Here is a 25,264-nt window from a genome sequence, read left to right as displayed (position 1 = left end):
GCAGCCCCTCATGCTGCAAAGCAACATGCTTCAGATTTGAGACAAGGTTGGCGAAATTTGTCAACGCCGCGACGGGACGAACTGATATTTTCGATCTTCTAAGTGCACGAAAGCAACTATTCGCCGGGAATTTCCAGGCAGCCCATGCTGCAGCGCAGCAGGCGCTGAAAGCCGATCCTTCGGCGGTGGAGGCCGTGCTGATCATGGTTGCAATCGCCGTGGAACACGGCAATGGCCCGGGCGCGGAGCGGCTCTGCGCCATCGCCGCGCGCACCGGTCATACCAGTTGCTGGCTGGCGGTTCTCGAGGCGCGCGTGGCGTTGCTCAAGCAGGACCAGGAACGCGCGCGCGAACGGGCGCTGGCGGCGAGCACGCTGGGCACGGACGACCCGCATATCGCCAATCAGCTGGGCGTCGCCTTGTCGCGCACGGGCCGCCACGCCGAGGCTGTTGCCCCCTTCCGCCAGGCAGTGGACGGCGTGCCTGACCATGCGGACTACCGCTACAACCTCGCGGTGGCTCTGCAGTTTGCGGGCGAGCTTGAGGCCGCCGAAGCCGAATTTCACGCGCTTGTCGCCCTCGCCCCCGACCATGCAAAAGGATGGGGCGCGCTTGTCCAGCTGGCGGACACGCCGGCCCCCGAATGGGACGAACGCCTTGCGCGCCTGTTCGAGGAAACGACAGAGGTCGAGGCGCGCCTGACGCTGGGCCATGCCCTCGCCCGCCTTGCCGAAGGCCGCGAGGAGTGGGACAGCTCGCTTGAATGGCTGGACCGCGCCAAGGCCGCCAAGGCGCAGGAAGTCGCCTATGCGCGCAGCTTCGCCGACGCCCTGGCCGATGCAGCAACCGCCGCCAGGAAAGCCGGAAACTTTGCGCCGAGACCCGAGGGCGACGAGCGCCCTATCTTCATCGTCGGCATGCCGCGCAGCGGGACTACTTTGGTCGAACGCATCCTGTCCTCCCACCCGCGTGTGCGCTCGGTGGGCGAGCTGTCCGACTTTGCGATCCTCCTGAAGCAGGCCCTCAAGACGCCGGGACAGCTTGTGCTGGAACCCGCGCTCCTCGAAGCGGCCGAGTCGGCGGAAGACCTCTCCAAGGTAGGAGCCGCCTATCTCGACCGGGTCGGCCAGCTGGCAGGCGAGACACCGCATTTCATCGACAAGATGCCCTTCAACGCCTTCTTCACGCCCGCCATTCTGCGCGCGCTGCCGGGCGCGCGGGTGATTTGCCTGCGCCGTTCGCCCTTCGACGTGCTGTTCGCAAACTACCGCCAGCTCTTCGCCACCGGCTTCAGCTATTACAGCTACGCCTACGACTTCGGCGACACCGCGCATTTCGTCGCCTGTTTCGAGCGTATGGCAGACGCTCTCGAAGCGAGCTTGCCGCCCGAACGCTTCCTGCCCGTCCGCTACGAGGATGTGGTCGCCGACCAGCGCGGCCAGACAGAACGGCTGCTCGAGTTCTGCGGGCTTGAATGGGACGATGCCTGCATGGAATTCCACCGCAACGCCCAGCCCGTGGCCACGGCCAGCGCCGTGCAGGTGCGCTCGCCCATTTACGCAAGCTCAGTCGAGAAATGGCGGCGCTATTCGGACGGCGCAAAGCGGGCCATAGCCGAGCTAGGCCAATACGGACTGAGGCCCTGACCGGGGTTCGGTCAGGGCCTCAGCAGATTTCCATTTCGGAAGGCTGGGAGGGCTCGCCCTAAGCGGCCTCTTCCTCGTCCTTCTTGCCGCCGTGGACCTGGATCGGTTCCTTCTTGCCCTCGACCACGTCCTTGTCGATCACGATCTCGGTCACGCCGTCCATGTCGGGCAGGTCGAACATCGTGTCGAGCAGGATCGCTTCGACGATCGAACGCAGGCCGCGCGCGCCGGTCTTGCGTTTGATCGCCCTCTCGGCAATCGCGACCAGGGCTTCGTCGGTGAAGGTCAGCTCCACGTCCTCGAGCTCGAAGAGCTTGTGATACTGCTTGGCAATGGCGTTCTTCGGTTCCTGAAGGATCGTGACCAGCGCATCGACATCGAGGTCGTGCAGCGTGGCGATGACCGGCAGGCGGCCGACGAATTCAGGGATCAGACCGAACTTGAGGAGATCCTCAGGCTCGCTCTTCTCCAGCAGCTCACCGATGCGGCGCTTGTCCGGATCGGCGACATGCGCGCCGAAGCCGATCGAACGCTTCTGCAGGCGGTCGGCGATGATCTTGTCGAGACCGGCAAAGGCGCCGCCACAGATGAACAGGATGTTCGTGGTGTCGACCTGCAGGAATTCCTGCTGCGGGTGCTTGCGGCCGCCCTGCGGCGGGACCGAAGCGGTAGTGCCTTCCATCAGCTTGAGCAGCGCCTGCTGCACGCCCTCGCCCGAGACGTCGCGCGTGATGGAGGGGTTTTCCGCCTTGCGGGTGATCTTGTCGATTTCGTCGATGTAGACGATGCCGTGCTGGGCCTTCTCGACATTGTAGTCGGAGGCCTGGAGCAGCTTGAGGATGATGTTTTCCACGTCCTCGCCCACGTAACCGGCTTCGGTCAGCGTGGTGGCGTCGGCCATGGTGAAGGGCACGTCGAAGGTGCGCGCAAGCGTCTGGGCGAGCAGCGTCTTGCCCGAACCGGTCGGGCCGACGAGCAGGATGTTCGACTTCGCCAGCTCGACATCGCCGGCCTTCGCGCCGTGCTTCAGGCGCTTGTAATGGTTGTGCACCGCGACCGAGAGGACGCGCTTTGCACGGTCCTGCCCGATGACGTAGTCGGCAAGCGTGGCGCAGATTTCGGCGGGCGTGGGAACATCGCCTTCCTTCTTGCCGGTCAGTCCCGCCTTGGTCTCTTCACGGATGATGTCGTTGCACAGCTCGACGCATTCGTCGCAGATGAACACGGTCGGGCCCGCGATGAGTTTCCTCACCTCGTGCTGCGACTTGCCGCAGAAGCTGCAATAAAGGGTCGATTTGCTGTCGGTACCGCTCAACTTGGTCATATCCTAAACGTCTTCCCCGCGCTCCCGTCGGAAGATTCCCGACTGTAGGGCGCATGGGACATGGGTCAATATCCTAGGTATCGCGCACCCCTTGCCACAAGCTGAAGCGGCAAGGTTGCCCAATTCCTACGACATTCTTGCAACAGTCCCGCGCAGGAACAGGTTCCGTGCGCGGGGTAAACTGCTGGATCACTCGGGCGCGCCGCCCGATCCTTCGGCATCGCCGCCTTCACTTTCGGGGCGGGTCTCGAAGACCTTGTCGACGAGGCCGAACTTCATCGCTTCCTCGGCTTCGAGGAAGGTGTCGCGGTCCATCGCCTTTTCGATCTCTTCGAGGCTCTGGCCGGTGTATTTCACATAAAGGTCGTTCATGCGCTTCTTGATGCGCAGGATTTCGCGCGCCTGGATTTCGATGTCCGAGGCCATGCCGCGCGCGCCGCCCGAAGGCTGGTGGACCATGATGCGCGCGTTCGGCAGCGCAATGCGCATGCCCGGCTCACCGGCGGCGAGCAGGAAGCTGCCCATCGAGGCCGCCTGGCCCATGCACACGGTCGAAACGCGCGGCTTGATGTACTGCATGGTGTCATGGATCGCCATGCCGGCCGTCACCACGCCGCCGGGCGAGTTGATGTACATGCTGATCGGCTTGGAGGGGTTTTCGCTTTCCAGGAACAGCAGCTGGGCGGTGATGAGCGAAGCCATGCCGTCTTCCACCTGGCCGGTCACGAACACGATTCGTTCGCGCAGCAGGCGGCTGAAGATGTCGAAGCTGCGTTCGCCGCGGCTGGTCTGCTCCACAACCACGGGCACGAGCGCGCCGGTAACGGGGTCGGTGGTGAACTGGCCCTGGGTGCCGTGTGCATCGCTGCCGAACAGGTTGATCATGAATATTCCTCTTGCCGGATCGTTTGGCCGCCTATGTCGCCATGGCCCCCGCGATGTTCAAGGGGCTTTACCAAGCAATGCACCGGATATGTCGGAGATGACCAATATCGGGGCAGCCTTGCGGGACTAATGGACCACACATGTCGTCGGTCGAAGGGACGAATCCGTTTGTCGGGCTTCGAATGGCATCGGTCGAAGCGGGATTGGGATTACTGCCTACAAGCGTAGACGAAGCGCAAGAAAACAACGGAAGACTGCAATTCCATGACCTTACGCTTTGCCCCCCTCGCCGTATCCACCCTCGCCCTGGCCGCTTCTTTCGCGGCTCCTGCCCACGCCCAGGACGAGGCCGGCGATAGCGAGGCCAACGCCGTCCTGGCACCGCCGCCTTCCGATGGCGCGCAGGTCTTCGAGCCGGCCTATTTCGCCCAGTTCGCCCCGCGCAACGCGCTCGACATGGTCAGCCGCATCCCCGGCTTCACCATTAGCGGCGGCAACGACCAAGGCCAGCGCGGCCTCGGCCAGGCCAACCAAAACGTCATCGTCAACGGCGAGCGTTTCTCGAGCAAGTCCGACAGCCTGCGCGACCAGCTTCGCCGGATCCCCGCGAGCGATGTCATCCGCATCGAGATCCTCGACGGCAACTCCACCAACGTGCCAGGCCTCACCGGCCAGGTCGCCAACGTCGTCTACACCCGCAGCGAGACCTCCGGCCAGTTCCGCTGGGAGACCGGCTTCCGCGCACACAACACCGAAGCGCAACTCTTCGGGGGCGAGGCCTCGATCACCGGCAGCAGCGGCGCGCTCGACTACACAATCTCGATTTCGAACGACAACAACCGCTTCGGCGCCGACGGTCCGACCATCATCACGGACGGCACGGGCGCTCTGATCGAGGAGCAGTACACCAAGCTGTCGGGCAAGTTCGACAACCCCAAGCTCGCAACCATCTTCGGCTATGATTTCGGCGGCGGCGTGGTGGCCAACCTCAACCTCAGCTACCGCGAGGATTACTTCAAGCGTAGCGAACCGGAGATCGGCACGCCGGTCAACGGTCCCGTCCGCACCCGCGATTTCTACATCGAGGAAGACGGCCCCGAATACGAGATCGGCGCCGACATCGAATTCCCGCTCGGCCCCGGCAAGCTGAAGCTGATCGGTCTCGAACGTTTCGAGCGCGACAATTTCGTTTCCACCGTCGTCGACAGCTTTTCCGACGGCAGCGCCAGCAGGGGCTCGCGCTTTGCACAGGTCAACGAGGCGGGCGAACGGATCGGTCGCTTCGAATACGGCTGGGGGATGCTCAACGCCGACTGGCAGCTCTCGGGCGAGGCCGCGTTCAACCGCCTGGACCGCGTCTCCAGCCTGTTCGTGCTGAACAGCGCCGGAGAGTTCGACCAGATCCCCTTCCCCGCCGGCATCGGCGGCGTGACCGAAGACCGCTATGAAGGCAGCCTCAGCATCTCGCGCGAGCTTTCCGACACCTTCTCGGTCCAGCTCATCGGCGCGATGGAATTTTCAAAGATCGAGCAGACCGGATCGGCCGCGAATTCGCGCAGTTTCAAGCGCCCCAAGGGCTCGTTCGCTGCCACCTGGAAGCCGGCCGACGATTTCGACATCTCGGTCACGGTCGCGCGCCGCGTAAGCCAGCTGTCCTTCGGCGATTTCCTCGCCAGCGTGAACCTCAACAACGACAACAGCAACGGCGGCAACAACGAGCTGGTGCCCTACCAGAGCTGGAACGTGGAGATCGAGGCGAACAAGACGCTTGGCGAATGGGGTTCGATCCAGCTCCAGGCCCGCCAGGCCTGGTTCGAGGATTTCATCGACTGGTTCCCGCTTGCCAATGGCGGCGAGGCGCGCGGCAATATCGGCGATGCGGACCGGCTGCACCTGCAGGCGAACGCCACCATCAATCTCGACCCGATCGGATTCAAGGGCGCGCGGCTCGACATCGAAGCGGTCAAGCGCTGGATGAACGTGACCGATCCCTTCACCGGCGAGACCCGTCCCTTCTCCTACGACCAGGAAGGGATGTTCGAGATCGACTTCCGGCACGACATTCCCTCGACCGACTGGGCCTGGGGCGCAAACCTCAGCCACTTCGACAACGCGCCCTATTCGCGCCGCTTCGAAGCAGGCCGTGACTGGGAAGGACCGCTGTGGGGCATGCTCTTCATCGAGCACAAGGACGTCTTCGGCCTGACCGTGAGGGCGCGCGCGATGAACCTGCTGGGCGCCCGCAACCGCTGGCAGCGCACGGTCTTCGACGGACCCCGCCCCAATGGCGCGGTGCTGTTCAACGAGGACCGGAATCGCCGCATCGGCCCGATTTTCCGCCTGACCGTCAGCGGCGACTTCTAACGCGCAGGACCCAAGCGGGCCCCACGCGCGTTGGATGCGCAAAGGGGGCAGGATTTGGAACTCGATCCACGCATTGTGATGTTCATCGTGTTCGGCGCGGGGCTGACCCTCGCCGTGACGCTCGAACGCTGGCTGGCGAAGGTCTGGCTGTCGCTGCCCATCCTCTACGTCGCCGTCGGCTACGCACTGTGGTCGCTGCCCCTGGGCCTTCCCAGCATCAACCCGACCACCGATGGCTTCGACGCCCTGACGCTCGAATACATCACCGAGTTCATCGTCATCGCCTCGCTGATGGCGGCGGGGATTGCGATCGACCGTCCGGTGAGCTGGAAGAACTGGGGCCAGATCTGGCCCCTGCTGGTGATTGCCATGCCGCTCACCATCGCCGCCGTGGCCCTGCTCGGCTGGTGGGCGCTGGGCCTCGCCCCGGCAAGCGCCATGCTGCTCGGCGCTGCGCTAGCCCCCACCGATCCGGTGCTTGCGCGCAGCGTGCAGGTGGGTCCGCCCGGTGAGGACGAACGCCACGATGTGCGTTTCAGCCTGACCGTCGAAGCCGGCCTAAACGATGGCCTTGCCTTCCCCTTCACCTACCTCGCCATTGCCGCAGTGGGCATGACCGCGCTGGGCGACTGGACGCTCGAATGGGCGGCCTTCGACCTCGTCTGGCGGATCGCGGCGGGCTGCGTCGTTGGCTGGTTCGTCGGCCGGGTGGGCGCCTGGTACGTGTTCGAGCGCGAAGCCGATGCGCCGATGGAGGACATCGACGAGGATAGCGAAACGTCAGGCCGCCCTGTCTATTCAACCAGCGAAGGCCTGATCGTGCTCGGCACGCTGCTGCTGGCCTATGGACTTGCCGAGATCGTCGAGGGCTACGGTTTCCTTGCCGTCTTCGTCGGCGCCGTGACCGCGCGCCAGCAGGAGAACCGCAGCCGCTATCACAAGATCAGCCACCACTTCATCGACCAGATCGAACAGATCGTGCTGGTCGCAGTGCTCTTCGGGTTCGGGGCGATGCTGGCAAGCGGCGTGCTGGGCGCGCTGACCTGGCCGGCGGCGCTCGTGGGCATCGCGCTCGTGTTCCTGATCCGCCCGCTCTCCGGCCTGCTGGCCGAGCTCAATTGCGACCTGCCGATGATCGGCAAGCTGGCCGTGGCATTCCTGGGCGTGCGCGGGATGGGCTCGATCTATTACCTGGCCTATGGCCAGAACAGCGCCGATTTCGACCAGATCGAATTGCTGTGGGCGACCGTGAGTTTCACGATCCTGCTTTCGATCGTGGTGCACGGTATCGTTTCCGGCCCCTTCATCCGCCACGTCGAGAACCGGCGAGCGCATGTCCACACCGGCCAGGATACCAGCATGGCCTCGCTGTCGCCTGGCGGCACCGATATCGAGATCGAAGAGCCGACCAAACCCGGCTAGCGAGGGCCGCAGCCCTATACGCAAAGGGGCGGCGAACCGAAGTCCGCCGCCCCCTTGTGCGTTGCCGGTAAGCGAGGCTTACTTCTTGGCAGCGGCCTTCTTGGCCGGAGCCTTCTTCGCCGCAGGCTTCTTGGCAGCCGGCTTCTTGGCGGGTGCCTTGTCGTCGGCAGCCTTCTTGGCCGGGGCCTTCTTGGCGGCGGGCTTCTTGGCCGGAGCCTTCTTCGCAGCCGGCTTGTCGTCGGCCTTCTTCGAAGCGGCCTTCTTTGCCGGGGCCTTCTTCTTGGCCGGAGCCTTCTTCTTCGGCTTCTCTTCGGTGGTCTCTTCCGCTTCGATCGCAGCTTCGAGTTCCTCGCGCGTCACTTCGCGGTCGGTGATCTCGGCCTTGTCGAAGAGGAAGTCGACGACCTTGTCTTCGTACAGCGGCGCGCGCAGCTGAGCGGCAGCCATCGGGTCCTGCTGGACGTACTGGACGAAACGCTCACGATCTTCCGCGCGGTACTGCTGGGCAGCCTGCTGGATGAGCATGTTCATTTCGTTGGCGTTGACTTCGACGCCGTTCTTCTGGCCGATTTCCGACAGCAGCAGGCCAAGGCGGACGCGACGCTCGGCGATCGAGCGGTAATCGTCCTTCTCGTCTTCCATTTCCTTGAGCATGGCTTCGGCGTCGTCCGACTGCGCGGCTTCCTGCTGGAGCTGGGCCCAGATCTGTTCGAACTCGGCGTCGACCATGCCCTGCGGCACGGCGAAGTCGTGGCCAGCAGCCAGCGCGTCGAGCAGCTGGCGCTTCATCTGCGTGCGGGTGAGGCCGGCAGTTTCCTGCTCGAGCTGGCCGCGCAGCAGTTCCTTCAGCTTGTCGAGGTTTTCGAGGCCGAGGTTCTTGGCGAATTCGTCGTCGATCTTGGTGTCGGTCGGGACCTTCACCTGCTGGACGGTGATGTCGAACTGCGCGTCCTTGCCCTTGAGGTTTTCCGCCGGATAGTCCTCGGGGAAGGTCACGGTGATGGTCTTCTTGTCGCCGGTCTTCACGCCGGTGAGCTGCTCTTCGAAGCCGGGGATGAACTGGCCCGAGCCGATGACGAGCGGGGTGTTCTCGGCCTTGCCGCCTTCGAATTCGACACCGTCGATGCTGCCGACGAAGTCGATGATCAGCTGGTCGCCGTCGCCCGCCTTCTTGGTCTTGGCAGCATCCTTGTAGGCCTTGTTGTTCGACGCGATGCGCTCGACCGCTTCGTCGACCTGCTCGTCGGTGACCGGAACGGTCAGGCGCTCGAGCGTGAGGCCATCGGTGTCGGGCGCTTCGATTTCGGGAAGCACTTCGACGTCGACGGTCAGTTCGGCGTCCTTGCCTTCTTCGTAGCCTTCAGCGAGCTCGACCTTCGGCTGCATCGCCGGACGCAGCTTGTTTTCAGTCATCACCTGGTCGACCGATTCGCGGATCATGTCGTTGACCGTCTGGCCGTGCAGCTGTTCGCCATGCATCTTGCGCACGAGGTTGGCCGGAACCTTGCCGGGGCGGAAGCCCGGCATTTTCACCTGCGGAGCGATCTTCTTCACTTCGCCGGTAACGCGCTCTTCGATTTCCGCAGCCGTGATGGTGACGGTGTAGGCGCGCTTGAGGCCTTCGTTGGCGGTCTCTTTGATCTGCATGGGTTGAAACTCGTGACTTTCCAAAAGCGATATGTGCGGTGGGATTGCTTGCAGCGGCGGCACTGGTGCGGGCGAAGGGACTCGAACCCCCACATCTTTCGATACTGGTACCTAAAACCAGCGCGTCTACCAGTTCCGCCACGCCCGCTAACCCGAACGAAGCTGCGCGAAAGGCGCAAGGCCCTTCACGTGTAGGCGCGTGCCTCTAGTAGAGAGCGGCGCTTAGCGCAAGCGCGGCGAGGATGGATGGAACGACCGGCCACGCTGGACCGTTTGAAGTGGTGCAACAGCTCCGAGGAGGATGAGCATGAACGGCCAGCCAGACCCCGATACCGTGGAGCCAGGTGCACCGCAGGAAATACCTCCGGCAGCCCCTCCAAACGAAGCTCCGATGGAGGAACCGCCCGGCTTCGAGCCGCCTTCGCCCGACACCGACGATCCCGGCCAGCATCCGCTGGAAACGCCGCCGCCGCCCGATTGACCTTGCCCGCTGGTCCGAGCCGCATTATCGGCGCGCCATGAGCGAAGAAACCACAAGCCAGACCCCGCCCGACCACCTCTCGGTCAATCCGAAGAGCGAGCATTTCGACGTCGAAGTGCTCAAGCGCGGCGTCGGCATCCGCTTCAAGGGCAAGCAGCGCACCGACATCGAGGAATATTGCATTTCCGAAGGCTGGGTGCGCGTTCAGGCCGGCAAGACCGTCGATCGCAAGGGCAACCCCCTGACGCTCAAGCTTACCGGTCCGGTTGAGGCGTGGTACGAAGACCTCGGCGACAACCCGCCGGTCGCCAAGGCGTAGCTATCAGTCGGCGAAATCGGCAAAGGCGCTGAGGAAGCGGCGCGAGGTTTCCTTGCGCGCCGGCGCCTGTGCGATCTGCACGCGCGGCTGCGGGGCCGCGCGGCCCTCGCCATAGATAAATCCGGAAACCGGCCACGCGGTGCGCCCGACATCGCCGAGCGGCGCGTACCAGACGCGGACCTCGCTCCAGTCGTTTGCGGGCGAGACGTCCACGGCCAGCACATCCTTCTCGATCTGCCCCCGGCGCCCGTTGATCGGCGACCAGTTCGCATGGTCGAGCAGCACGCGGCGCGAATCGAGCACGCGGCTGACCGCGGCGACATGGCCGCGGGTCATGCTGCGATGCGGGCGAAAGGCCATGACCGCGCCCACGCGCGGCTCGTTGCCGGTCGCGTAGCGGCCCTGCGCCTGGCCCCACCAGGTGTGGGCATCGCCATAGATCTCTATCCCTGAAACCTGGCGCGCGTAGGGCACGCATTGCAGGTAGGCGTCGAGTTCGGCGCTGGGCTGCGGATAGCCTGCATAGTCTTCGGCCAGCGCCGGGGTGGCGCAGGCGAGGAGGGTGAGAGCTGCTAGTGGTCCCTTCATGAAAAGGGCGGATAGACCCGTTAACCTTGTCGCCACCCTTCGGTTTAGGGTTAACGCGAATTCACCATGAACCGCGCTTCGGCTTGCAAAGCGCGGCGTAAAGCGCCACTTGCCGCGCCATCATGGTGCCCTCCTCCTCCAAACCCACGGTGATCATCATCGGCCGGCCCAATGTCGGCAAGTCGACGCTGTTCAACCGGCTTGTCGGCAAACGTCTCGCGCTGGTCGACGACCAGCCGGGCGTGACGCGCGATCGCCGTTTCGGCGATGCCGAGATCGCGGGGCTCGAATTCCAGGTAGTCGACACCGCCGGCTGGGAAGACGACGATCCGGAAAGCCTGCCGGGCCGGATGCGCAAGCAGACCGAAGTCAGCCTCGAAGGGGCGGACGCGGCGCTGTTCGTTTTCGATTCGCGCCTCGGCCTCACGCCGCTGGACGAGGAAATCGCGCGCTGGCTGCGCGGTCAGGAAGTGCCTGTCGTGCTCGTCGCCAACAAGGCCGAAGGCAGCCAGGGCGATGCGGGCATTTACGAAAGTTTCTCGCTGGGCTTCGGCGAACCGGCGGCGATCAGCGCCGAACATGGTGAAGGCATTGCCGACCTGTTCGGTCACCTGTGGCCGATCATCGGCGCCAAGGCCGAAGCCGCCGAGATCGAAGCCCAGATCGACGAGGAAGACGAAGAGGCCCTCCTCGCCGGCCCGATGAAGCTGGCGATCGTCGGACGCCCGAATGCGGGCAAGTCCACGCTCATCAATCGCCTGCTCGGCGAAGACCGCCTGCTGACCGGCCCCGAAGCCGGCATCACCCGCGATTCGATTGCAATCGACTGGGAGTGGACCGACCCCAAGAGCGGCGAAGCGCGCGAGATCCGCCTGATCGACACCGCCGGCATGCGCAAGAAGGCGCAGGTGGTCGACAAGCTGGAGAAACTCTCGGTCGCCGATGCGCGCCGCGCGGTGGACTTTGCCGAAGTGGTCGTGCTGCTCCTTGATGCGACCCGCGGCCTAGAAGCGCAGGACCTCAAGATCGCCAACATGGTGCTCGAAGAAGGCCGCGCTCTGATGATTGCGATCAACAAGTGGGACGTGGCCGAAGACGCCAGCTCGCTGTTCAACGGTATTCGCGAAGCGCTGAACGAAGGCCTGGCACAGGTGCGCGGCGTGCCGCTGTTCGCGGTCAGCGCCAAGACCGGCAAGGGCCTCGACCAGATGCTGGGCGGTGCCTACCAGCTGCGCGAGGCGTGGAGCCGCCGCGTCCCGACCGCCGCGCTCAACCGCTGGTTCGACGATGCGCTGGAAGCCAACCCTCCGCCCGCGCCCAAGGGCAAGCGGATCAAGCTGCGCTACATCACGCAGGCGAGCATCCGCCCGCCCCGTTTCGTGGTCTTCGGGACGCGGCTCGAAATGCTGCCCAAGAGCTACGAGCGCTATCTGGTAAACGGCATTCGCGACAAGCTGGGCTTCGACGCTGTGCCCGTGCGCGTGGTGCTGAAGAGCCCGAAGAACCCTTACCAGAAAGACTAGGCGGCGATGGTGCTCGATATCCTCAGCGCCCTGCCCGGTATCGAAATCCTCGAGCGCACGAGCTCGACCCTGCGCGTGCAGCAGGTCGTCCAGCTCAGCCTTGCCCCGGCCTTCCTGCTCGCCGGGATCGGCGCGGTCATGAATGTCATGACCAACCGGTTGATCTGGGTGGCCAACAAGATCGAACGCATCCTCGATGCAGGCGATGAGGGCGATGTCGCTGCCATGCGGGCGGAGCTGCCGGCACTCGAACTGCGCCGCATCTACGCCCAGCGCGCGGTCATGTTCAGCACCGCATCGGCGCTCGCCATCAGCGTGGTGATCGTGCTCCTCTTCGTGAGCGCCTTCGTCCGCACCCCGCTGGGCACACTGGTCGCGGCGACCTGGGTCATTTGCATGGGGCTGCTGGTAGCCGGCCTCGGCTCGTTCCTGATGGAAACCCGCACCGCCGCCCACCGCAATCGCGAGCGCATGCGCGAGCGGCGCGGCGCAAGCGACTAGCCAGGCCTTTGCGGCGACTCACGGCCCCATGATACCCTCCCCGGCTGGGGAGATGGAACATGCACAAGACTCTGATCTACGCCGCGCTGGTGGCGGGAAGCACCGCGTTTGTCGGCCCGATGACGGCCACGGCGGAAGCCGGCATTTCGCAGGCGACGCTCGACGCGCTCGATCCGACCCGGCCGGGGCGCCTCGCGTGCAGGGGCCAGTTCACATCCGCCGCAGCGCTCGACCGGCGCCTCGCGCTCGCCCAGGATTACGCCACCCGGCTCGGCGCGACGGGCGGACCGATCAAGCTGTTCGACCAGATCGGTCCCAACCAGATCCCGGCCACCGGGCTTTCCCCGGAAGCGCGGCGCTATTTCGACCAGGGCGTGGCGCTCGTCTACGGCTTCAATCACAAGGCGGCGATCCGCAGCTTTGCGCAGGCCGCGCGGATCGATCCGGGCTGCGCCATGTGCTGGTGGGGCATCGCGCTGGCCAATGGGCCGAACATCAACGCCGGAATGGACGACAAGGCCAACCAGGCCGCGCTCGAGGCGCTGGAGCAGGCCGAGGCGCAAGGCAGTGCGCTGTCACCGCTCGAGCGCGAACTGATTGCGGCGCAGAAGATGCGCTACTCGGCTTCGGGCGATGCCGACAGGGCGGCGCTCGACGCGCAGTACGCCGACGCGATGATGGCGCTGGCCAAGGCCAATCCGGCGAATGATGATTTGCTGATCCTTGCAGCGGAATCGGCGATGAACACACGGCCGTGGGATTACTGGACTGACGACAAGCAAGCCCAGCCCCGCATTGGCGAGGCGGTCGCGCTGATCGAGACGGTGATCGCGCGCAACCCGCAGCACCCGCAGGCCTCCCACCTCTACATCCACCTGATGGAGAACGGCCCCGAACCCAAGCGGGCAGAGGCGGCAGCCGACGAGCTGGCGCGCAGCGGCCCGGGATCATTAGGCCACCTCGTCCACATGCCCGCGCATATCTACTACCGCATCGGTCGCTACGCGGATTCGATGGAAGCCAACATCGAAGCTGCCCGCGCGGATGAAGAGTATCTCGCCATTGCGGGCGACGACGGGCTCTACCGCTACGGCTATTATCCGCACAATGTGCACTTCCTGCTGACCTCGGCCCAGATGATCGGCAATCTCAACGCGGTTGCTGGCGAGACCGAGCGGCTGAAGTCGATCCTCAACGAGGACATCGCGCGGCAGATGCCCTGGGTGCAGGCAATCCACGCGGCCCCCGCCTTTGCGCTGGCGCAGTATGGATCGCCCGAAGCGATCCTCGCGCTCACGGCGGAGCCGACCGACCTCGCCTATGTCGAGACAATGCGCCGCTACGCGCGTTCGGTCGCCTATTCGCTGCAGGGTGACGAGGCGGCCTTCGAGCGGGAAGTCGCCGCACTCGAAGCCGCAGCCGTGTCGGACGATTTGGCCGCCATGAGCGAACAGGGCTTCCCGGCTCCCGATCTCGCCAAACTGGCGGCCCATGTTGCGCATGGCCGTTTTGCGCTGGCCAATGGCGACCCCGCGGCGGCGGTCAGGGCCTTCGAGGCGGCCGAGGCGATCGAGGCTACGATCCGCTACAACGAGCCGCCCTATTGGTATTATCCGGTGGCGCAGTCGCGCGGCGCCGCGCTTTACGCGATGGGGCGCCACGACCAGGCGAGCGCCGCTTTCCGCAAGGCGCTGTTCCAGGCACCCAACAACGGCTGGGCGCTCTACGGTCTGTCAAAGTCCGAAGCGAAAGCGGGACGGCGGCTCGAAGCCACAGCCGCGAAAGCCAAGCTCGACGAGGTCTGGCAAGGCGATGCGACGTGGCTGCGAATGACCCGCCTGTAGGCTAGCCCTCTTCGCCTTCGCCCGCGGGCTTGCTGTTGAGCTGGACGTAGTTTTCCAGCCCCATACGCTCGATCATGTCGAACTGGGTTTCGAGGAAGTCGACGTGCTCTTCCTCGCTTTCGAGGATGCGTTCGAAGATCTCGCGCGTGGTGTAGTCGCGCACGCTTTCGCAATATTCGATGGCGTCGCGCAGCAGCGGGATGGCTTCGTATTCGACCGCGAGGTCGGCCTTGAGAATTTCCTCGACCGTCTCGCCGACCTTCAGCTTGTGGATTGCCTGGAAGTTGGGAAGGCCGTTCAGGAACAGGATGCGCTCGGCCAGGATGTCGGCGTGCTTCATCTCGTCGATCGATTCGTGCCGCTCGTACTCAGCGAGCTTGGTCACGCCCCAGTCGGCCAGCACACGGTAGTGGAGCCAGTACTGGTTGATCGCCGTCAGCTCGTTGGTGAGCGCCTTGTTGAGGAACTCGATGACTTTCGGATCACCCTTCACGGCCCGTTCTCCTTTGCTTGGAACCGGCTGCGGATATGGGCGCGCAAGCGCGCGCTTGGCAAGAGCGGAAATGCGAAAAAACGGCGGAAATCCGTCAGTTGCGAGCGATTTGCGTTAGCGAAAAATCAGGCAGCGGCGGGCACGTATCCCAGCTCGCGTTCCTCCTGCAGGATGCCGTCGGCCTCTTCGAGGCAGGTGCCGCAGCACGCCGGCTTGCCCATCGCAGCGTAGCACGCTTCCGCATCGCCGGACACGTGACGCGCGGCGCGGCGCAGTTCGCTTTCCCTGATGGCGTTGCAGATACAGACGTACACTTCCGAACTCCTGCGATTGATTCGCAAGAGCAGATTTAGTGCGACTCGTTCTCAATAGCAAGTGCCGGAGGCGCGATTTACCGTTTGAGCGGGAACAGCCTGCGGTAGGTCAGGCAGCGCCACAGCCATTCGAGTGGGCCGAATCGGTACCGCTGGAGCCATGGTTTCGACCACAGCAGCATCAGCGCCCAGGCGGCGATCGCCACAAGGTAAAGCTCGCTCCGGCCCAGCTCGCCGAACAGGCCGCCTGCCCAGCCGTGGAACACGAACAGCATCAGCACCGATGTGCCGAGGTAGTTGGTGAAGGCCGCCCGCCCGGCAGCCGAAACCCGTTCCGCCAGCCAGCCGCTCGCGCGCATGCCCCACAGCGCCAGCAGCGCAGCAAGGCCGAGGATCACCAGTCCGCGCGGCAGCATCGAGAAGCCAACCATCGCCGCGAGCGTGCCGTAATAGGTGAGCCCGCCATCCTTGGCCCACAGCGCAACAGGGATTGTCAACGCCGTGCCGACAAGGACCAGGCCCCAGCCCCACGCGCGCTGGCGTCCCGGGTCCAGCCCTCCATCGAACAGGCCGTAGCGATAGGCGGCCATGCCGATCAGCATCAGCGGCAACGTCTCGAACCAGAACATGAAGAGGTAGAACGGCAGTTCCTGCGCATGCACCTCGATGTTATGTGCAACCCAGCCTGCATAATCGCCGTTCGAAATGAGCTCGGTCTCCAGACGTCCGTCGGCAAGGTCTTCCTGCTTGGAGGCTTCCAGCTCCTCGGCCATCTCCGCAAACGCGGCGCGCTCGCCCATCTCGCCATCGGCGACCATCGGCAGCAGTCCTACAAAGCCGGCGTAAAGCAGCACGCCGCCGATATAGCCAAGGACACCGAGCACCAGCTGATTGCGGCGCGAAAGACCCACGAAGAGCAATCCGGCGAGCCCGGCACAGGCGTAGAGGAAGAGGATGTCGCCGCGCCAGATGAAGAAATAGTGCAGCAGGCCGAACAGGCCGAGCCACAAGAGCCGCTGCGCTTGCAGCCAGCTGCCCTGCCCCCGCGCCCAGGCTTTCTCGAGGAAGAGATACATGCCGGCCCCGAACAGGAGCGAGAACAGCCCGCGCATCTTGCTGTCGATCAGGACGAACTGGCCGACCCACATCCAGTCTTCCGCAGCGCTGTGGGGCACGGTGAAGGCATCGGGGTACATATAGGCCGTCATCGGCTGCCCGAAGGCCACGATATTGGCGGCCAGGATACCCATGACGGCTATCCCGCGAATGAAGTCGAGGCTGCCGATCCGCGTGCCGGTGCCAGCCGCGATCGGCTGTGCGGGGCTATCGGGCGTGCTCGTTTCGGATGTGTCCATGCCAGACCGTGTGTATCAGGTCGATAACACGGTCAACCCGAAAGGCGCGGGCGGGTCACTCAGCGGGTGACGAGGCATCCTTGCCCGCTGCGCTTCAGCGAGGCGCAGGCAGCGGCAGCCTGGTCCCGGCTGGCGTAGCCTCCGGCCAGCAGCTTGGTCAGATTGCCGGACTTCACCAGAAGGCGCTGGCGGCCGGCGATCTCGCTGCGCCCCGACAGGCTGTTCCAAAGCCGCTCCGCATTGCCGGCAACGCCGAAGGCGCCCAGCTGGACTTTCCACGGCCCACTCGACGGCGCGGTGCGGGTTGCCGCGGCGGGCGCAGACGCCGGGGCGGCTGCCACGGGCGCAGCCGGGCGAGTTGCGGCGGCCACGGCTTCGCGGCTTAGTGTTTCCTCGCGCCGGGCGACAACGGTCGGCTGGGCGGCCGGCAGTGTATAGTCGGCCCCGGGTGCGGTAGTGGTGCGCGGCGCGCTTCCCGCGACACGCGGAGTTCCCGATGGCCGTGGGGCGGGCGCGCGGACGGTAGCAGGCACGCTGGGCGCATCGGTGCCGCCGGTGGCAAGGTCGACCGCGGCAAGCTGGCGCGCGCGCGCTGCCTCGGCCTCGGCCTTGAGCGATGCGGCAAGCGGCTGGGCCGCTTCGCGATCAGCGAGCGGGATGTAATCGTCCATCTGCGCCAGCGCGCCGCGCGCCTGCGGCAGGCCCGCCGAATTGGCGAGCGTCAGCAGGGCATAGGCGCGGCGCCAGTCCTTGGCGACGAGGTCGCCGTTGAAATGCGCGATGCCGAGCACGTATTGCGCGCGCGGATCGCCGCGCATTGCGGCCGCTTCGACATAGGGCATGGCCTGTTCGCGCGCGCCGCGCTGGAACAGCAGCAAGCCGAAATTGTCGGCGGCCTTCACATGCCCCTGATCAGCCGCGCGCGCGTAGAGCGCCTCGGCCTGGTCGAGATTGGTTTCGACGCCCCGGCCCAGCCGGTAGGCCTGCGCCATGTTGAACTGGGCATCGGGATCGCCTTGCGCGGCGGGCCCCGCCCATTCGCGCACGGCGGTCGCGAAATCGCCCGCGGTCCAGGCGTCGACCCCGGCCTTCACATCGGCAAGTGCAGGCGACGTCATGAGGCCCCCGGCCACCAAAACTCCCGCCATGAACGCTGATCTGGCCACTCGTCGCATTGCCTAGCCCTTCCCTTGCCGCGGCGCCGGTAGATGCGCCGGTTTGAGGTCATCCTATAGTAAATCGCGCGTTAGCAAAGTGTTGCCCTGCGGATTTCCGTCTCCTCCGCCACCTATCTCCCATCCGGTTAACCTAAAATTAGGGCTGGTCTGCGATTGCCATGCCAAGACCGCTGCAAACAGCTGCAGCACGATTGAATTGGACACGAGCGCAAACCAGGGGGACCAAACCTTGCGTGTACTGGCATTGGCATCGCAGAAGGGTGGATCGGGTAAGACCACGCTTTCGGGACATCTGGCCGTTCAGGCCCAGCGCGCAGGCGCCGGTCCCGTCGTCCTGATCGACATCGACCCGCAGGGTTCGCTCGCAGACTGGTGGAACGAACGCGAGGATGAATATCCCGCCTTCGCCCAGACCACTGTTGCTCGCCTTGCAAACGACCTCGCCATCCTGCGCCAGCAGGGCTTCAAGCTGGCCGTGCTCGACACGCCGCCGGCCATTACCATGGCGATCCAGTCGGTCATCTCGGTTGCCGAGCTGATTGTGGTCCCGACCCGTCCGAGCCCGCACGACCTGCGCGCTGTCGGCGCCACGGTCGACCTGTGCGAACGCGCCGGCAAGCCGCTGGTCTTCGTGGTCAACGCAGCAACGCCCAAGGCCAAGATCACCTCGGAAGCCGCCGTCGCGCTCTCGCAGCACGGCACCGTCGCTCCGATCACTCTCCACCACCGCACCGACTTCGCCGCCTCGATGATCGACGGCCGCACGGTCATGGAAGTGGACCCCGAAAGCCGCTCGGCTGCCGAGGTCACCGCGCTGTGGAAGTACATCGCCGACCGTCTGGAAAAGAACTTCCGCCGCACGGTCTTCGCCGCACCGAACACGCAGAGCGCGGTTCCCGGTGCTCATCGTCCCGCCGGTGGCTTTGGCCGCCGCGTGGCACAGTAAGAACGCTAGGGCGGAGACTGCCGGATGTCTGACGCCAATTTCGCCTCTCTTTCCTCCACCCTGCTGGCACGCAAGGGCGGCGCAAAGCCTGCCATGCGCCCGCAGTCGGGTATCCCGGGACCGGTCGACGGCAAGGAAGCCGCCGCCAACCTGGAAGACCTGGGCTGGAACGACATGGGCGACGAACAGCCCGCAGGAGGCCCCGAAGGCAAGACGGTGGTGGCACTTTCGCCGCAGCCCGAAGCGCCCAAGGCAGCCAACGAGAGCGGCGCTCCCAACCAGGTGCGCGCCTCGCTCGACAAGATCCAGGCCCAGCTCGACAAGCCGGCTCAGCCCAAGGCCAAGCCGGTCGTCCGCAAGTCGGCCGCTGCCCAGGGCAAGCGCGCCGCCTTCACGCTGCGCCTCGACCAGGAACGCCATCTGATGCTGCGCCTCGCCTGCACCGTACGCGGCCGCAGTGCTCAGCAACTGGTGACCGACGCGCTAGACGCGTTGCTCGCCGACATGCCGGAAATCGCAAGCCTGGCTGCCCAAGTGCAGCACGGCGACAAGTAACTCTAACGACGTGGGATCGCCTTCAAGGGGGTAATAATGAGCACCGAGACGAAAGCCAGGAACAAGCGGTTCGTCCAGCTCGCCGTCACCACGGCGCTGGCGACCACAGCACTCACCGCGTGCACGGGCAAGGTAGCCCCGTCCCACGCCTATTCGGCCGAACACGCCGAAAAGGCGCTGGTAAAGGGCAAGGCCGGCAAGGCCGTGCAGCATGCCGAAGCCGCCGTGCTGGCCGCACCGCGCGACGCTTACACTCGCACTCTGCTGGGCAACGCCTATCTCGAAGAAGGCCGCTTCGCATCGGCCGCCACCACCTTTGCCGAGGCAGTCGAGCTGGGTGACACCGCCCCGCGCACGATCATCAGCTTCGCGCTCGCACAGATCGCTACCGGCAACCAGGTCGGTGCGCTGGCTACGCTCGAGCGTTTCGAAGCCGCTCTCGATCCGGCCGATTACGGCCTTGCTATTGCACTCGCCGGCCGCCCCGACCAGGGCGTCCACGTGCTGAGCAACGCGCTGCGTTCGGGTCAGAACACGCCGAAGGTTCGCCAGAACCTCGCCTACAGCTACGCGATGCAGGGCAACTGGCGCGCCGCGCGCGTCATGGCTGCTGAAGATGTGCCGGCTGGCGAAGTGGGCAACCGGATGGCCGAATGGGCCGCCGTCGTGCGCCCCGAAGCCTTCACCGCCCGCGTGGCCGGCCTGCTTGGCGTCCAGCCGCAGGTCGACCCGGGTCAGCCGCAGATGCTGGCCCTGTCGAACCACCCGAGCGTCGACATGCTCGCCTCGCAGGAGGTCGAAGCGCCTGTTGAGCTCGCTCCGGTCGCCGACGCGCCGAAGAGCGATTTCGCCTTTGCCGAAGAACTGCCGCCGGTAGACACCGCGCCGCCTGCCGATGCACCGGTGTTTGCCGATGCCGGCGACGCCGCGCTCGCCGATGGCCCGGTTGCGCCCAATGTCGGCGGCATCCGCTTCGTTTCGAAGGAAGTCGTCCAGGACACGCCGGTTTCGGCCCGCCGTCCGGTCGCCCCGCGTGTCGCCGGCGCTGCAGCGCCCGCAACGCTTGCTCGCGGCGGCGAATACAACGTCCAGCTTGGCTCCTACTTCTCGATGTCGGACGCCAACGAAGCCTGGAAGCAGTTCCAGCGCCGCTATCCCGAGCTTGGCGATGCCGAGCGCGTGATCACCAAGGCGCGCGTGAACGGCAAGATCTATTACCGCGTTGCCGCCGCCGGCTTTGCCAAGGCTTCGGCGCAGTCGATGTGCCGCACGGTCAAGGGCAAGGGCGGAGGCTGCATCGCCTACGCATCGAGCCGTCCGCTGCCGGGCGCGATCGACGTGGTCTCGAGCGAAGTACGGGTTGCTGCGCGATAAGACACAACACAAAGCGCACTTCACAAACCATCGAGTGACCCCGTCCGGAGCGATCCGGGCGGGGTCTTTTTTCGCTTAGAGGTCGATCGTCACGCCGCCCTTGTAGAGCGCGGTCACGCGGCCCTGCGTAGGCTGGCCATCGAAAGGCGTGTTACCGGCGGTCGCGGCCATTTTGGCGCTCTGTATGATCCACGGGCGTTCGGGATCGACAAGGGCAATGTCCGCCTCATAACCTTCGCGCAGTGCGCCCGCTTCGACACCGAGGATGCGCGCAGGGGCCGTAGCCACCAGCTCGAAGGCGCGCTCCATGGAGACAACCCCGTCGCGCACCAGCGAAAGGGTCATCGCAAGCAGCGTTTCGGCCCCGGCCATGCCCGGCTCTGCGTCGGAGAACGGCAAGCGCTTGTCTTCCGGACCGCGCGGATCGTGACCGCTTGCGACAACATCGATCGTGCCGTCGGCCAAAGCCTCGCGCACGGCCTGCCGGTCATCCTCGCTGCGCAGCGGCGGGGACAGGCGGGCGAAGGTTCGGAAGTCGACCGTCGCAAGATCCGACAGCATGAAGTGTGCCGGCGTCACGCCGCAGGTAACCCTGGCGCCCCGCTCCTTCGCGCGGCGCACGGTTTCGAGCCCTGCCCGCGTGGTCACCTGGCGGAAATGAATGTGCGCACCGGCCATTTCGGCAAGCGCGATGTCGCGCGCCAGTGCGATCGTCTCGGCTTCGGCCGGAGCGCTCGGCAAGCCGCGCCGCGTGGCGATCTCGCCTGCAGTAGCGACAGCCTCGCCGACCAGCGCGGCGTCCTCGGCATGGGCAATCACGACCATGTCGAGCATCGCTGCGTATTTCAGCAGGCGCAGCATGGCACCGGAATCGGAAATCCAGCGGCGGCCGGTGGCAACGCCCCGCGCCCCGGCTTCGCGCATGAGGGCAAGCTCGGCGATTTCCTTACCTTCCAGCCCGCGCGTTGCGGCGGCCAGCGGGTGGACCCAGAAATCAGGTTTGCCGCTCTTGGCAATGTAGGAAACCCGGCTCGGCAGGTCCAAGGCGGGCGACTGGTCAGGCATCAGCGCGGCGCGGGTGATCCCGCCGAAGTGGAACGCAGGCTTGTCGATAGCGAAGACACCCAGGTCCACGAGCCCGGGCGCAACGATCAGCCCCTTCGCATCAAGCGTGTCGTCTCCGTCCTGCGGCGCGCCGCCGATCGCATCGATCAGGCCGTCGGCAAGGCGGATCGCACCTTCGGCAAGGCCATCGGGCCCAAGCAGGCGGCCGCCGGTGATCGTCAGGGGGCGTTGCTGCTTCATGCTGCGTCTCCCCATCCTTCGACCCCGCGGGCGCGGCGGGTGAGCACGTCGAGCGCCGCCATGCGGATCGCTACGCCCATCTCGACCTGTCGGGTGATAATCGAGCGATCGATCATGTCGGCCACCTCGCTGTCGATCTCGACCCCGCGGTTCATCGGCCCCGGGTGCATGACCAGCGCGCCCTCGGCTGCCTTGGCCAGCCGGGCTTTCGTGAGGCCATAAAGGTGATGGTACTCGCGCGCCGAGGGAATGAACTGCCCGCTCATCCTTTCGGTCTGCAAGCGCAGCATCATGGCGACATCCGCCCCCTCGAGCGCGGCATCGAAATCGTGGAACACCTCGGCGCCCATGGCCTCGATCCCGGTCGGCATCAGCGCCGGGGGCGCGCAGAGGCGGACGGTTGCGCCAAGCGCCTGCAGGCAGAGCAGGTTGGAGCGCGCGACGCGGCTGTGTAGGATATCGCCGCAGATCACGATGGTGAGGCCGGTGAAATCGTCCGCTGCTTCGCCCCGGTCGCGCAGGGCATGGCGCAGCGCCAGCGCGTCGAGCAGCGCCTGGGTGGGATGTTCGTGCTGCCCATCGCCTGCGTTCAGAACCGGGCAATCGACCTTGTCCGCGATAAGCTGAGTCGCCCCGCTCGATCCGTGGCGGATGACGATGGCGTCGGCGCGCATGGCGTTCAGCGTGATCGCGGTATCGATCAGCGTCTCGCCCTTCTTCACGCTCGACTGCGCGGCGTGCATGTTGACCACGTCCGCCCCCAGCCGCTTGCCCGCAATCTCGAAGCTCAGCAGCGTGCGAGTGGAGTTTTCGAAGAAGGCGTTGATGACGGTGAGGCCCGACAGCAGGTTCTCGTGCTTGGTCGCCTGGCGGTTGAGAGCCACCCATTGTTCCGCCTCGTCGAGCAGGAACAGGATCTCGTGGCGTTCGAGCTGGCCGATACCGATGAGGTCCCGGTGCGGGAAAGCGAGGCCGCCCGCAGGATAGCGGGCCGCGTGCGGCGAGGAAGGCGTCGATGTCATTGAAGCCATGCCCTTAGTGGAGTGGTATCCTACGCTCAAGCGCTTTCCAGTGGCAAACCGCCGCGCCCTTCCCTACCTCGGCGATAACAGGAGAATATTTGCATGAAATTCGCTGGGAAAGTCTGGCGCCTTCTGGTCGGCATCAAGGACGGGCTGGTGCTCGTGTTCATGCTGCTGTTTTTCACTGCCCTCTTCGCCGTGCTGACCGCCCGGCCGAGCCCCGCTGCCGTGCGCGACGGCGCGCTGCTGATCGAGCTCAACGGCGTGATCGTGGAAGAACGCACCCGGGTCGATCCGATCGATGCGCTGCTTTCTGGCGAAGCACCGATGGCCGAGTACCAGGCCCGCGACCTCGTCCACGCGCTTGACGAGGCAGCCAGCGATGCGCGCATCAGCGCGGTAGTGCTCGACCTCGACCGCTTTGTCGGCGGCGGGCAGGTCCACATGCAGGAAGTCGGCGAGGCGCTGGAACGCGTACGCGCCGCAGACAAGCCGGTCCTCACCTACGCGACGGCCTATGGCGACGATGCGATGGTGCTTGCCGCCCACGCCAGCGAAGTGTGGCTCAACCCGCTCGGCGGGGCCTTTGTCGCAGGTCCCGGCGGCCAGCGGCTCTACTATGCGGGCCTGCTTGAACAGCTGAAGGTCAACGCGCGGGTTTACAAGGTCGGCGAATACAAGAGCGCGGTCGAACCCTATAGCCGCGCGGGCATGTCAGACGCGGCTCGCGAGAACGCGCGGGCGCTCTACGAAACGCTGTGGGAAGAATACCAGGCGAACCTGAAGAAGGCCCGCCCCGGCGCCGAGATCGAGCGGGTCACCGGCCAGCCGGTCGAATGGATTGCCGAGGCCGAAGGCGACCTTGCGACTGCTGCGTTGCAGGCAGGCCTCGTCGACACGCTCGGCAACCGCGCCGAGTTCGACGCGCGGGTCGTGGAGCTGGTCGGCGAAGACAGCTGGAGCGACAGCCCCCACGCCTATCCCCACACCGAACTTGCAGCCTGGCTGCAGGGCACTCCGCGCTCGAGCGACGGGCAGGCAATAGGCGTCATCACCGTGGCCGGCGAAATCGTCGATGGCGATGCCGGCCCGGGCCTTGCCGGCGGCGACCGGATTGCCGAACTCCTCGACGACGCGCTCGACGATGAACTTGCCGGCCTCGTCGTACGGGTGGATTCGCCCGGCGGCTCGGTCCTCGCAAGCGAACTCATCCGCGAGGCGGTGCTGCGCCACAAGGCGCGCGATATCCCGATCGCGGTATCGATGGCCAATGTCGCGGCAAGCGGCGGGTACTGGGTATCGACCCCGGCCGATCGCATCTTTGCAGAACCGGAAACCATCACCGGTTCCATCGGCATTTTCGCGGTCATTCCGACCTTCGAGGAAACGGCGGCCATGGTCGGTGTCACCAGCGACGGGGTGCGCACCACCCCGCTGTCGGGCCAGCCGGACCTGATCGGCGGCTTCACGCCGGAAACCGATGCCATCCTGCAGGCCTCGATCGAGGACGGGTACAACGACTTCCTCGCGCGCGTTGGTGAGGCGCGCGGCATGACCCGCGACCAGGCCGACGCCGTGGGCCAGGGCCGTGTCTGGGACGGCGGCACCGCGCGCCAGCTCAAGCTGGTGGACGAATACGGCGGCATGGAAGAAGCGCTCGCCTGGGTCGCGGCGCAGGCCGAACTCGGCGACGAGTGGCATGCGCGCTACCTCGGGACGCAGCCCTCGACCTACGACACGCTGCTGCGCCGCTGGCTGGTGAGCGATAGCGAAAGCGCCGGGAGCGGCGGGGATGTCTTCGCCCGCATCGCGCGCAGCGAAGCGGCTCTCGTCACCCAGATCGCGGCCGATGCGGAGCGTCTTCTGGACGCTCGCGGGGCGCAGGCCTACTGCCTCGCCTGCCCGGCTCCCGAGACAGCTCCTGCCTCCTCCGTCGCACCGAAGGGATGGCTCGCGCGGATCTTCATGCGGCTTATCGGCTGAGGCGCTTGCCAGCGTGCGATTCGCACAGTAAAGGCGCGCCCCTGCCCTGCGGTTTGCCTGAGAGCCCGCAGCATCGGGCGGGCGCGTAGCTCAGTGGTAGAGCACACCCTTCACACGGGTGGGGTCGCAAGTTCAATCCTTGCCGCGCCCACCATCTTTTCAATGACTTATGGAAGATGGTTTGCATTTCCATGA

22 protein-coding genes and 2 tRNA genes are annotated in these 25,264 nt (G+C 65.5%); 13 read left to right on the top strand and 11 right to left on the bottom strand.

The window, feature by feature from the left end; genetic code table 11:
* Positions 1 to 47: 47 nt before the first annotated feature.
* On the top strand, positions 48 to 1,646 hold the full coding sequence (locus KUV82_RS04270; protein ID WP_219955653.1) for a tetratricopeptide repeat-containing sulfotransferase family protein: 1,599 nt from the start codon (positions 48 to 50) through the stop codon (positions 1,644 to 1,646).
* Positions 1,647 to 1,704: 58 nt separating this feature from the next.
* Here the strand turns inward: KUV82_RS04270 and clpX are convergent, their stop codons facing one another.
* Positions 1,705 to 2,970 carry an ATP-dependent Clp protease ATP-binding subunit ClpX gene (gene clpX / locus KUV82_RS04265; protein WP_219955652.1) on the bottom strand — a complete coding sequence of 422 codons (1,266 nt, stop codon included), beginning with the start codon at positions 2,968 to 2,970 and terminating at the stop codon, positions 1,705 to 1,707.
* 189 nt (positions 2,971 to 3,159) lie between these two features.
* Complete coding sequence (locus tag KUV82_RS04260) at positions 3,160 to 3,855, bottom strand: ATP-dependent Clp protease proteolytic subunit (RefSeq protein ID WP_219955651.1); 696 nt, start codon at positions 3,853 to 3,855, stop codon at positions 3,160 to 3,162.
* A 264-nt stretch (positions 3,856 to 4,119) separates the two neighbouring features.
* On the opposite strand from KUV82_RS04260, the gene KUV82_RS04255 reads away from it, so the two are divergent.
* The gene (locus KUV82_RS04255; RefSeq protein WP_219955650.1) at positions 4,120 to 6,219 is read left to right on the top strand and encodes a TonB-dependent receptor plug domain-containing protein; all 2,100 of its coding nucleotides are present in this window, start codon (positions 4,120 to 4,122) and stop codon (positions 6,217 to 6,219) included.
* Positions 6,220 to 6,273: 54 nt separating this feature from the next.
* The gene (locus KUV82_RS04250; RefSeq protein WP_258319843.1) at positions 6,274 to 7,641 is read left to right on the top strand and encodes a cation:proton antiporter; all 1,368 of its coding nucleotides are present in this window, start codon (positions 6,274 to 6,276) and stop codon (positions 7,639 to 7,641) included.
* 78 nt (positions 7,642 to 7,719) lie between these two features.
* Here the strand turns inward: KUV82_RS04250 and tig are convergent, their stop codons facing one another.
* Positions 7,720 to 9,288, bottom strand: coding sequence for a trigger factor (gene tig, locus KUV82_RS04245; RefSeq protein ID WP_219955649.1), 1,569 nt, complete (start codon positions 9,286 to 9,288; stop codon positions 7,720 to 7,722).
* Between the two features lie 63 nt (positions 9,289 to 9,351).
* A tRNA-Leu gene (locus KUV82_RS04240) sits at positions 9,352 to 9,436 on the bottom strand.
* A 159-nt stretch (positions 9,437 to 9,595) separates the two neighbouring features.
* On the opposite strand from KUV82_RS04240, the gene KUV82_RS04235 reads away from it, so the two are divergent.
* A complete protein-coding gene (locus KUV82_RS04235; protein WP_219955648.1) occupies positions 9,596 to 9,769 on the top strand; it encodes a hypothetical protein in 174 nt (57 codons plus the stop codon).
* 37 nt (positions 9,770 to 9,806) lie between these two features.
* Positions 9,807 to 10,088 (top strand): DUF3297 family protein, encoded by a 282-nt coding sequence (locus tag KUV82_RS04230; protein ID WP_219955647.1) that lies wholly within the window; start codon positions 9,807 to 9,809, stop codon positions 10,086 to 10,088.
* A gap of 3 nt (positions 10,089 to 10,091) precedes the next feature.
* Here the strand turns inward: KUV82_RS04230 and KUV82_RS04225 are convergent, their stop codons facing one another.
* Positions 10,092 to 10,676, bottom strand: a complete 585-nt coding sequence (locus KUV82_RS04225; RefSeq protein ID WP_219955646.1) for a CHAP domain-containing protein — start codon at positions 10,674 to 10,676, stop codon at positions 10,092 to 10,094.
* Between the two features lie 122 nt (positions 10,677 to 10,798).
* Between KUV82_RS04225 and der the strand changes: the two genes are divergently transcribed.
* Genes der through KUV82_RS04210 form a run of 3 tightly spaced genes read left to right on the top strand, consistent with a single transcriptional unit; the run spans position 10,799 to position 14,544 of the window.
* Positions 10,799 to 12,199: a ribosome biogenesis GTPase Der gene (gene der, locus KUV82_RS04220; RefSeq protein WP_219955645.1), complete on the top strand. Its 1,401-nt coding sequence runs from the start codon at positions 10,799 to 10,801 to the stop codon at positions 12,197 to 12,199.
* A 6-nt stretch (positions 12,200 to 12,205) separates the two neighbouring features.
* Positions 12,206 to 12,700: a DUF2721 domain-containing protein gene (locus KUV82_RS04215; RefSeq protein WP_219955644.1), complete on the top strand. Its 495-nt coding sequence runs from the start codon at positions 12,206 to 12,208 to the stop codon at positions 12,698 to 12,700.
* 59 nt (positions 12,701 to 12,759) lie between these two features.
* Complete coding sequence (locus tag KUV82_RS04210) at positions 12,760 to 14,544, top strand: hypothetical protein (RefSeq protein ID WP_219955643.1); 1,785 nt, start codon at positions 12,760 to 12,762, stop codon at positions 14,542 to 14,544.
* 1 nt (position 14,545) lies between these two features.
* On the opposite strand, the gene bfr is transcribed toward KUV82_RS04210, so the two are convergent.
* From bfr to KUV82_RS04190, 4 genes are all read right to left on the bottom strand, one after another.
* Entirely contained in the window at positions 14,546 to 15,037 is a 492-nt protein-coding gene (gene bfr / locus KUV82_RS04205) for a bacterioferritin (protein ID WP_219955642.1), read from the bottom strand.
* A 125-nt stretch (positions 15,038 to 15,162) separates the two neighbouring features.
* Complete coding sequence (locus KUV82_RS04200; RefSeq protein ID WP_219955641.1) at positions 15,163 to 15,351, bottom strand: (2Fe-2S)-binding protein; 189 nt, start codon at positions 15,349 to 15,351, stop codon at positions 15,163 to 15,165.
* Between the two features lie 77 nt (positions 15,352 to 15,428).
* Positions 15,429 to 16,706, bottom strand: coding sequence for a DUF418 domain-containing protein (locus KUV82_RS04195; protein ID WP_258319842.1), 1,278 nt, complete (start codon positions 16,704 to 16,706; stop codon positions 15,429 to 15,431).
* A 59-nt stretch (positions 16,707 to 16,765) separates the two neighbouring features.
* Positions 16,766 to 17,824, bottom strand: a complete 1,059-nt coding sequence (locus tag KUV82_RS04190; RefSeq protein ID WP_219955640.1) for an SPOR domain-containing protein — start codon at positions 17,822 to 17,824, stop codon at positions 16,766 to 16,768.
* Positions 17,825 to 18,113: 289 nt separating this feature from the next.
* On the opposite strand from KUV82_RS04190, the gene KUV82_RS04185 reads away from it, so the two are divergent.
* Genes KUV82_RS04185 through KUV82_RS04175 form a run of 3 tightly spaced genes read left to right on the top strand, consistent with a single transcriptional unit; the run spans position 18,114 to position 20,759 of the window.
* A complete protein-coding gene (locus tag KUV82_RS04185) occupies positions 18,114 to 18,830 on the top strand; it encodes a ParA family protein (RefSeq protein WP_219955639.1) in 717 nt (238 codons plus the stop codon).
* A gap of 24 nt (positions 18,831 to 18,854) precedes the next feature.
* Positions 18,855 to 19,385, top strand: a complete 531-nt coding sequence (locus KUV82_RS04180; RefSeq protein ID WP_219955638.1) for a hypothetical protein — start codon at positions 18,855 to 18,857, stop codon at positions 19,383 to 19,385.
* A 36-nt stretch (positions 19,386 to 19,421) separates the two neighbouring features.
* Positions 19,422 to 20,759, top strand: coding sequence for an SPOR domain-containing protein (locus KUV82_RS04175; protein WP_219955637.1), 1,338 nt, complete (start codon positions 19,422 to 19,424; stop codon positions 20,757 to 20,759).
* Between the two features lie 75 nt (positions 20,760 to 20,834).
* Here KUV82_RS04175 and KUV82_RS04170 read toward each other — a convergent pair whose 3' ends face one another.
* Positions 20,835 to 22,064 (bottom strand): dihydroorotase, encoded by a 1,230-nt coding sequence (locus KUV82_RS04170; RefSeq protein WP_219955636.1) that lies wholly within the window; start codon positions 22,062 to 22,064, stop codon positions 20,835 to 20,837.
* A complete protein-coding gene (locus tag KUV82_RS04165; RefSeq protein ID WP_219955635.1) occupies positions 22,061 to 23,086 on the bottom strand; it encodes an aspartate carbamoyltransferase catalytic subunit in 1,026 nt (341 codons plus the stop codon). Before KUV82_RS04165 ends, KUV82_RS04170 begins: the two co-directional genes overlap by 4 nt.
* Positions 23,087 to 23,188: 102 nt before the next feature.
* Between KUV82_RS04165 and sppA the strand changes: the two genes are divergently transcribed.
* Together sppA and KUV82_RS04155 are read left to right on the top strand one after the other, a co-directional pair.
* A complete protein-coding gene (gene sppA / locus KUV82_RS04160) occupies positions 23,189 to 25,069 on the top strand; it encodes a signal peptide peptidase SppA (RefSeq protein WP_219955634.1) in 1,881 nt (626 codons plus the stop codon).
* 79 nt (positions 25,070 to 25,148) lie between these two features.
* Positions 25,149 to 25,223: transfer RNA gene (locus tag KUV82_RS04155), tRNA-Val, on the top strand.
* Positions 25,224 to 25,264: the final 41 nt, after the last annotated feature.

The sequence above is a fragment of the Qipengyuania flava genome (assembly GCF_019448255.1).
Classification (GTDB): domain Bacteria; phylum Pseudomonadota; class Alphaproteobacteria; order Sphingomonadales; family Sphingomonadaceae; genus Qipengyuania; species Qipengyuania flava_A.
This window is presented reverse-complemented; position numbering and strand designations above follow the sequence as displayed.

Bases quoted from the DNA above. Each gene is read 5' to 3' on its own strand.
- KUV82_RS04215 (WP_219955644.1), top strand. From the start codon at position 12,206: ATGGTGCTCGATATCCTCAGCGCCCTGCCCGGTATCGAAATCCTCGAG.
- der (WP_219955645.1), top strand. From the start codon at position 10,799: ATGGTGCCCTCCTCCTCCAAACCCACGGTGATCATCATCGGCCGGCCC.
- KUV82_RS04260 (WP_219955651.1), bottom strand. From the start codon at position 3,855: ATGATCAACCTGTTCGGCAGCGATGCACACGGCACCCAGGGCCAGTTC.
- KUV82_RS04165 (WP_219955635.1), bottom strand. From the start codon at position 23,086: ATGACATCGACGCCTTCCTCGCCGCACGCGGCCCGCTATCCTGCGGGC.
- KUV82_RS04235 (WP_219955648.1), top strand. From the start codon at position 9,596: ATGAACGGCCAGCCAGACCCCGATACCGTGGAGCCAGGTGCACCGCAG.
- KUV82_RS04195 (WP_258319842.1), bottom strand. From the start codon at position 16,706: ATGGACACATCCGAAACGAGCACGCCCGATAGCCCCGCACAGCCGATC.
- sppA (WP_219955634.1), top strand. From the start codon at position 23,189: ATGAAATTCGCTGGGAAAGTCTGGCGCCTTCTGGTCGGCATCAAGGAC.
- clpX (WP_219955652.1), bottom strand. From the start codon at position 2,970: ATGACCAAGTTGAGCGGTACCGACAGCAAATCGACCCTTTATTGCAGC.
- KUV82_RS04255 (WP_219955650.1), top strand. From the start codon at position 4,120: ATGACCTTACGCTTTGCCCCCCTCGCCGTATCCACCCTCGCCCTGGCC.
- KUV82_RS04230 (WP_219955647.1), top strand. From the start codon at position 9,807: ATGAGCGAAGAAACCACAAGCCAGACCCCGCCCGACCACCTCTCGGTC.
- KUV82_RS04225 (WP_219955646.1), bottom strand. From the start codon at position 10,676: ATGAAGGGACCACTAGCAGCTCTCACCCTCCTCGCCTGCGCCACCCCG.
- KUV82_RS04170 (WP_219955636.1), bottom strand. From the start codon at position 22,064: ATGAAGCAGCAACGCCCCCTGACGATCACCGGCGGCCGCCTGCTTGGG.
- KUV82_RS04190 (WP_219955640.1), bottom strand. From the start codon at position 17,824: ATGACGTCGCCTGCACTTGCCGATGTGAAGGCCGGGGTCGACGCCTGG.
- KUV82_RS04175 (WP_219955637.1), top strand. From the start codon at position 19,422: ATGAGCACCGAGACGAAAGCCAGGAACAAGCGGTTCGTCCAGCTCGCC.
- KUV82_RS04180 (WP_219955638.1), top strand. From the start codon at position 18,855: ATGTCTGACGCCAATTTCGCCTCTCTTTCCTCCACCCTGCTGGCACGC.
- tig (WP_219955649.1), bottom strand. From the start codon at position 9,288: ATGCAGATCAAAGAGACCGCCAACGAAGGCCTCAAGCGCGCCTACACC.
- KUV82_RS04210 (WP_219955643.1), top strand. From the start codon at position 12,760: ATGCACAAGACTCTGATCTACGCCGCGCTGGTGGCGGGAAGCACCGCG.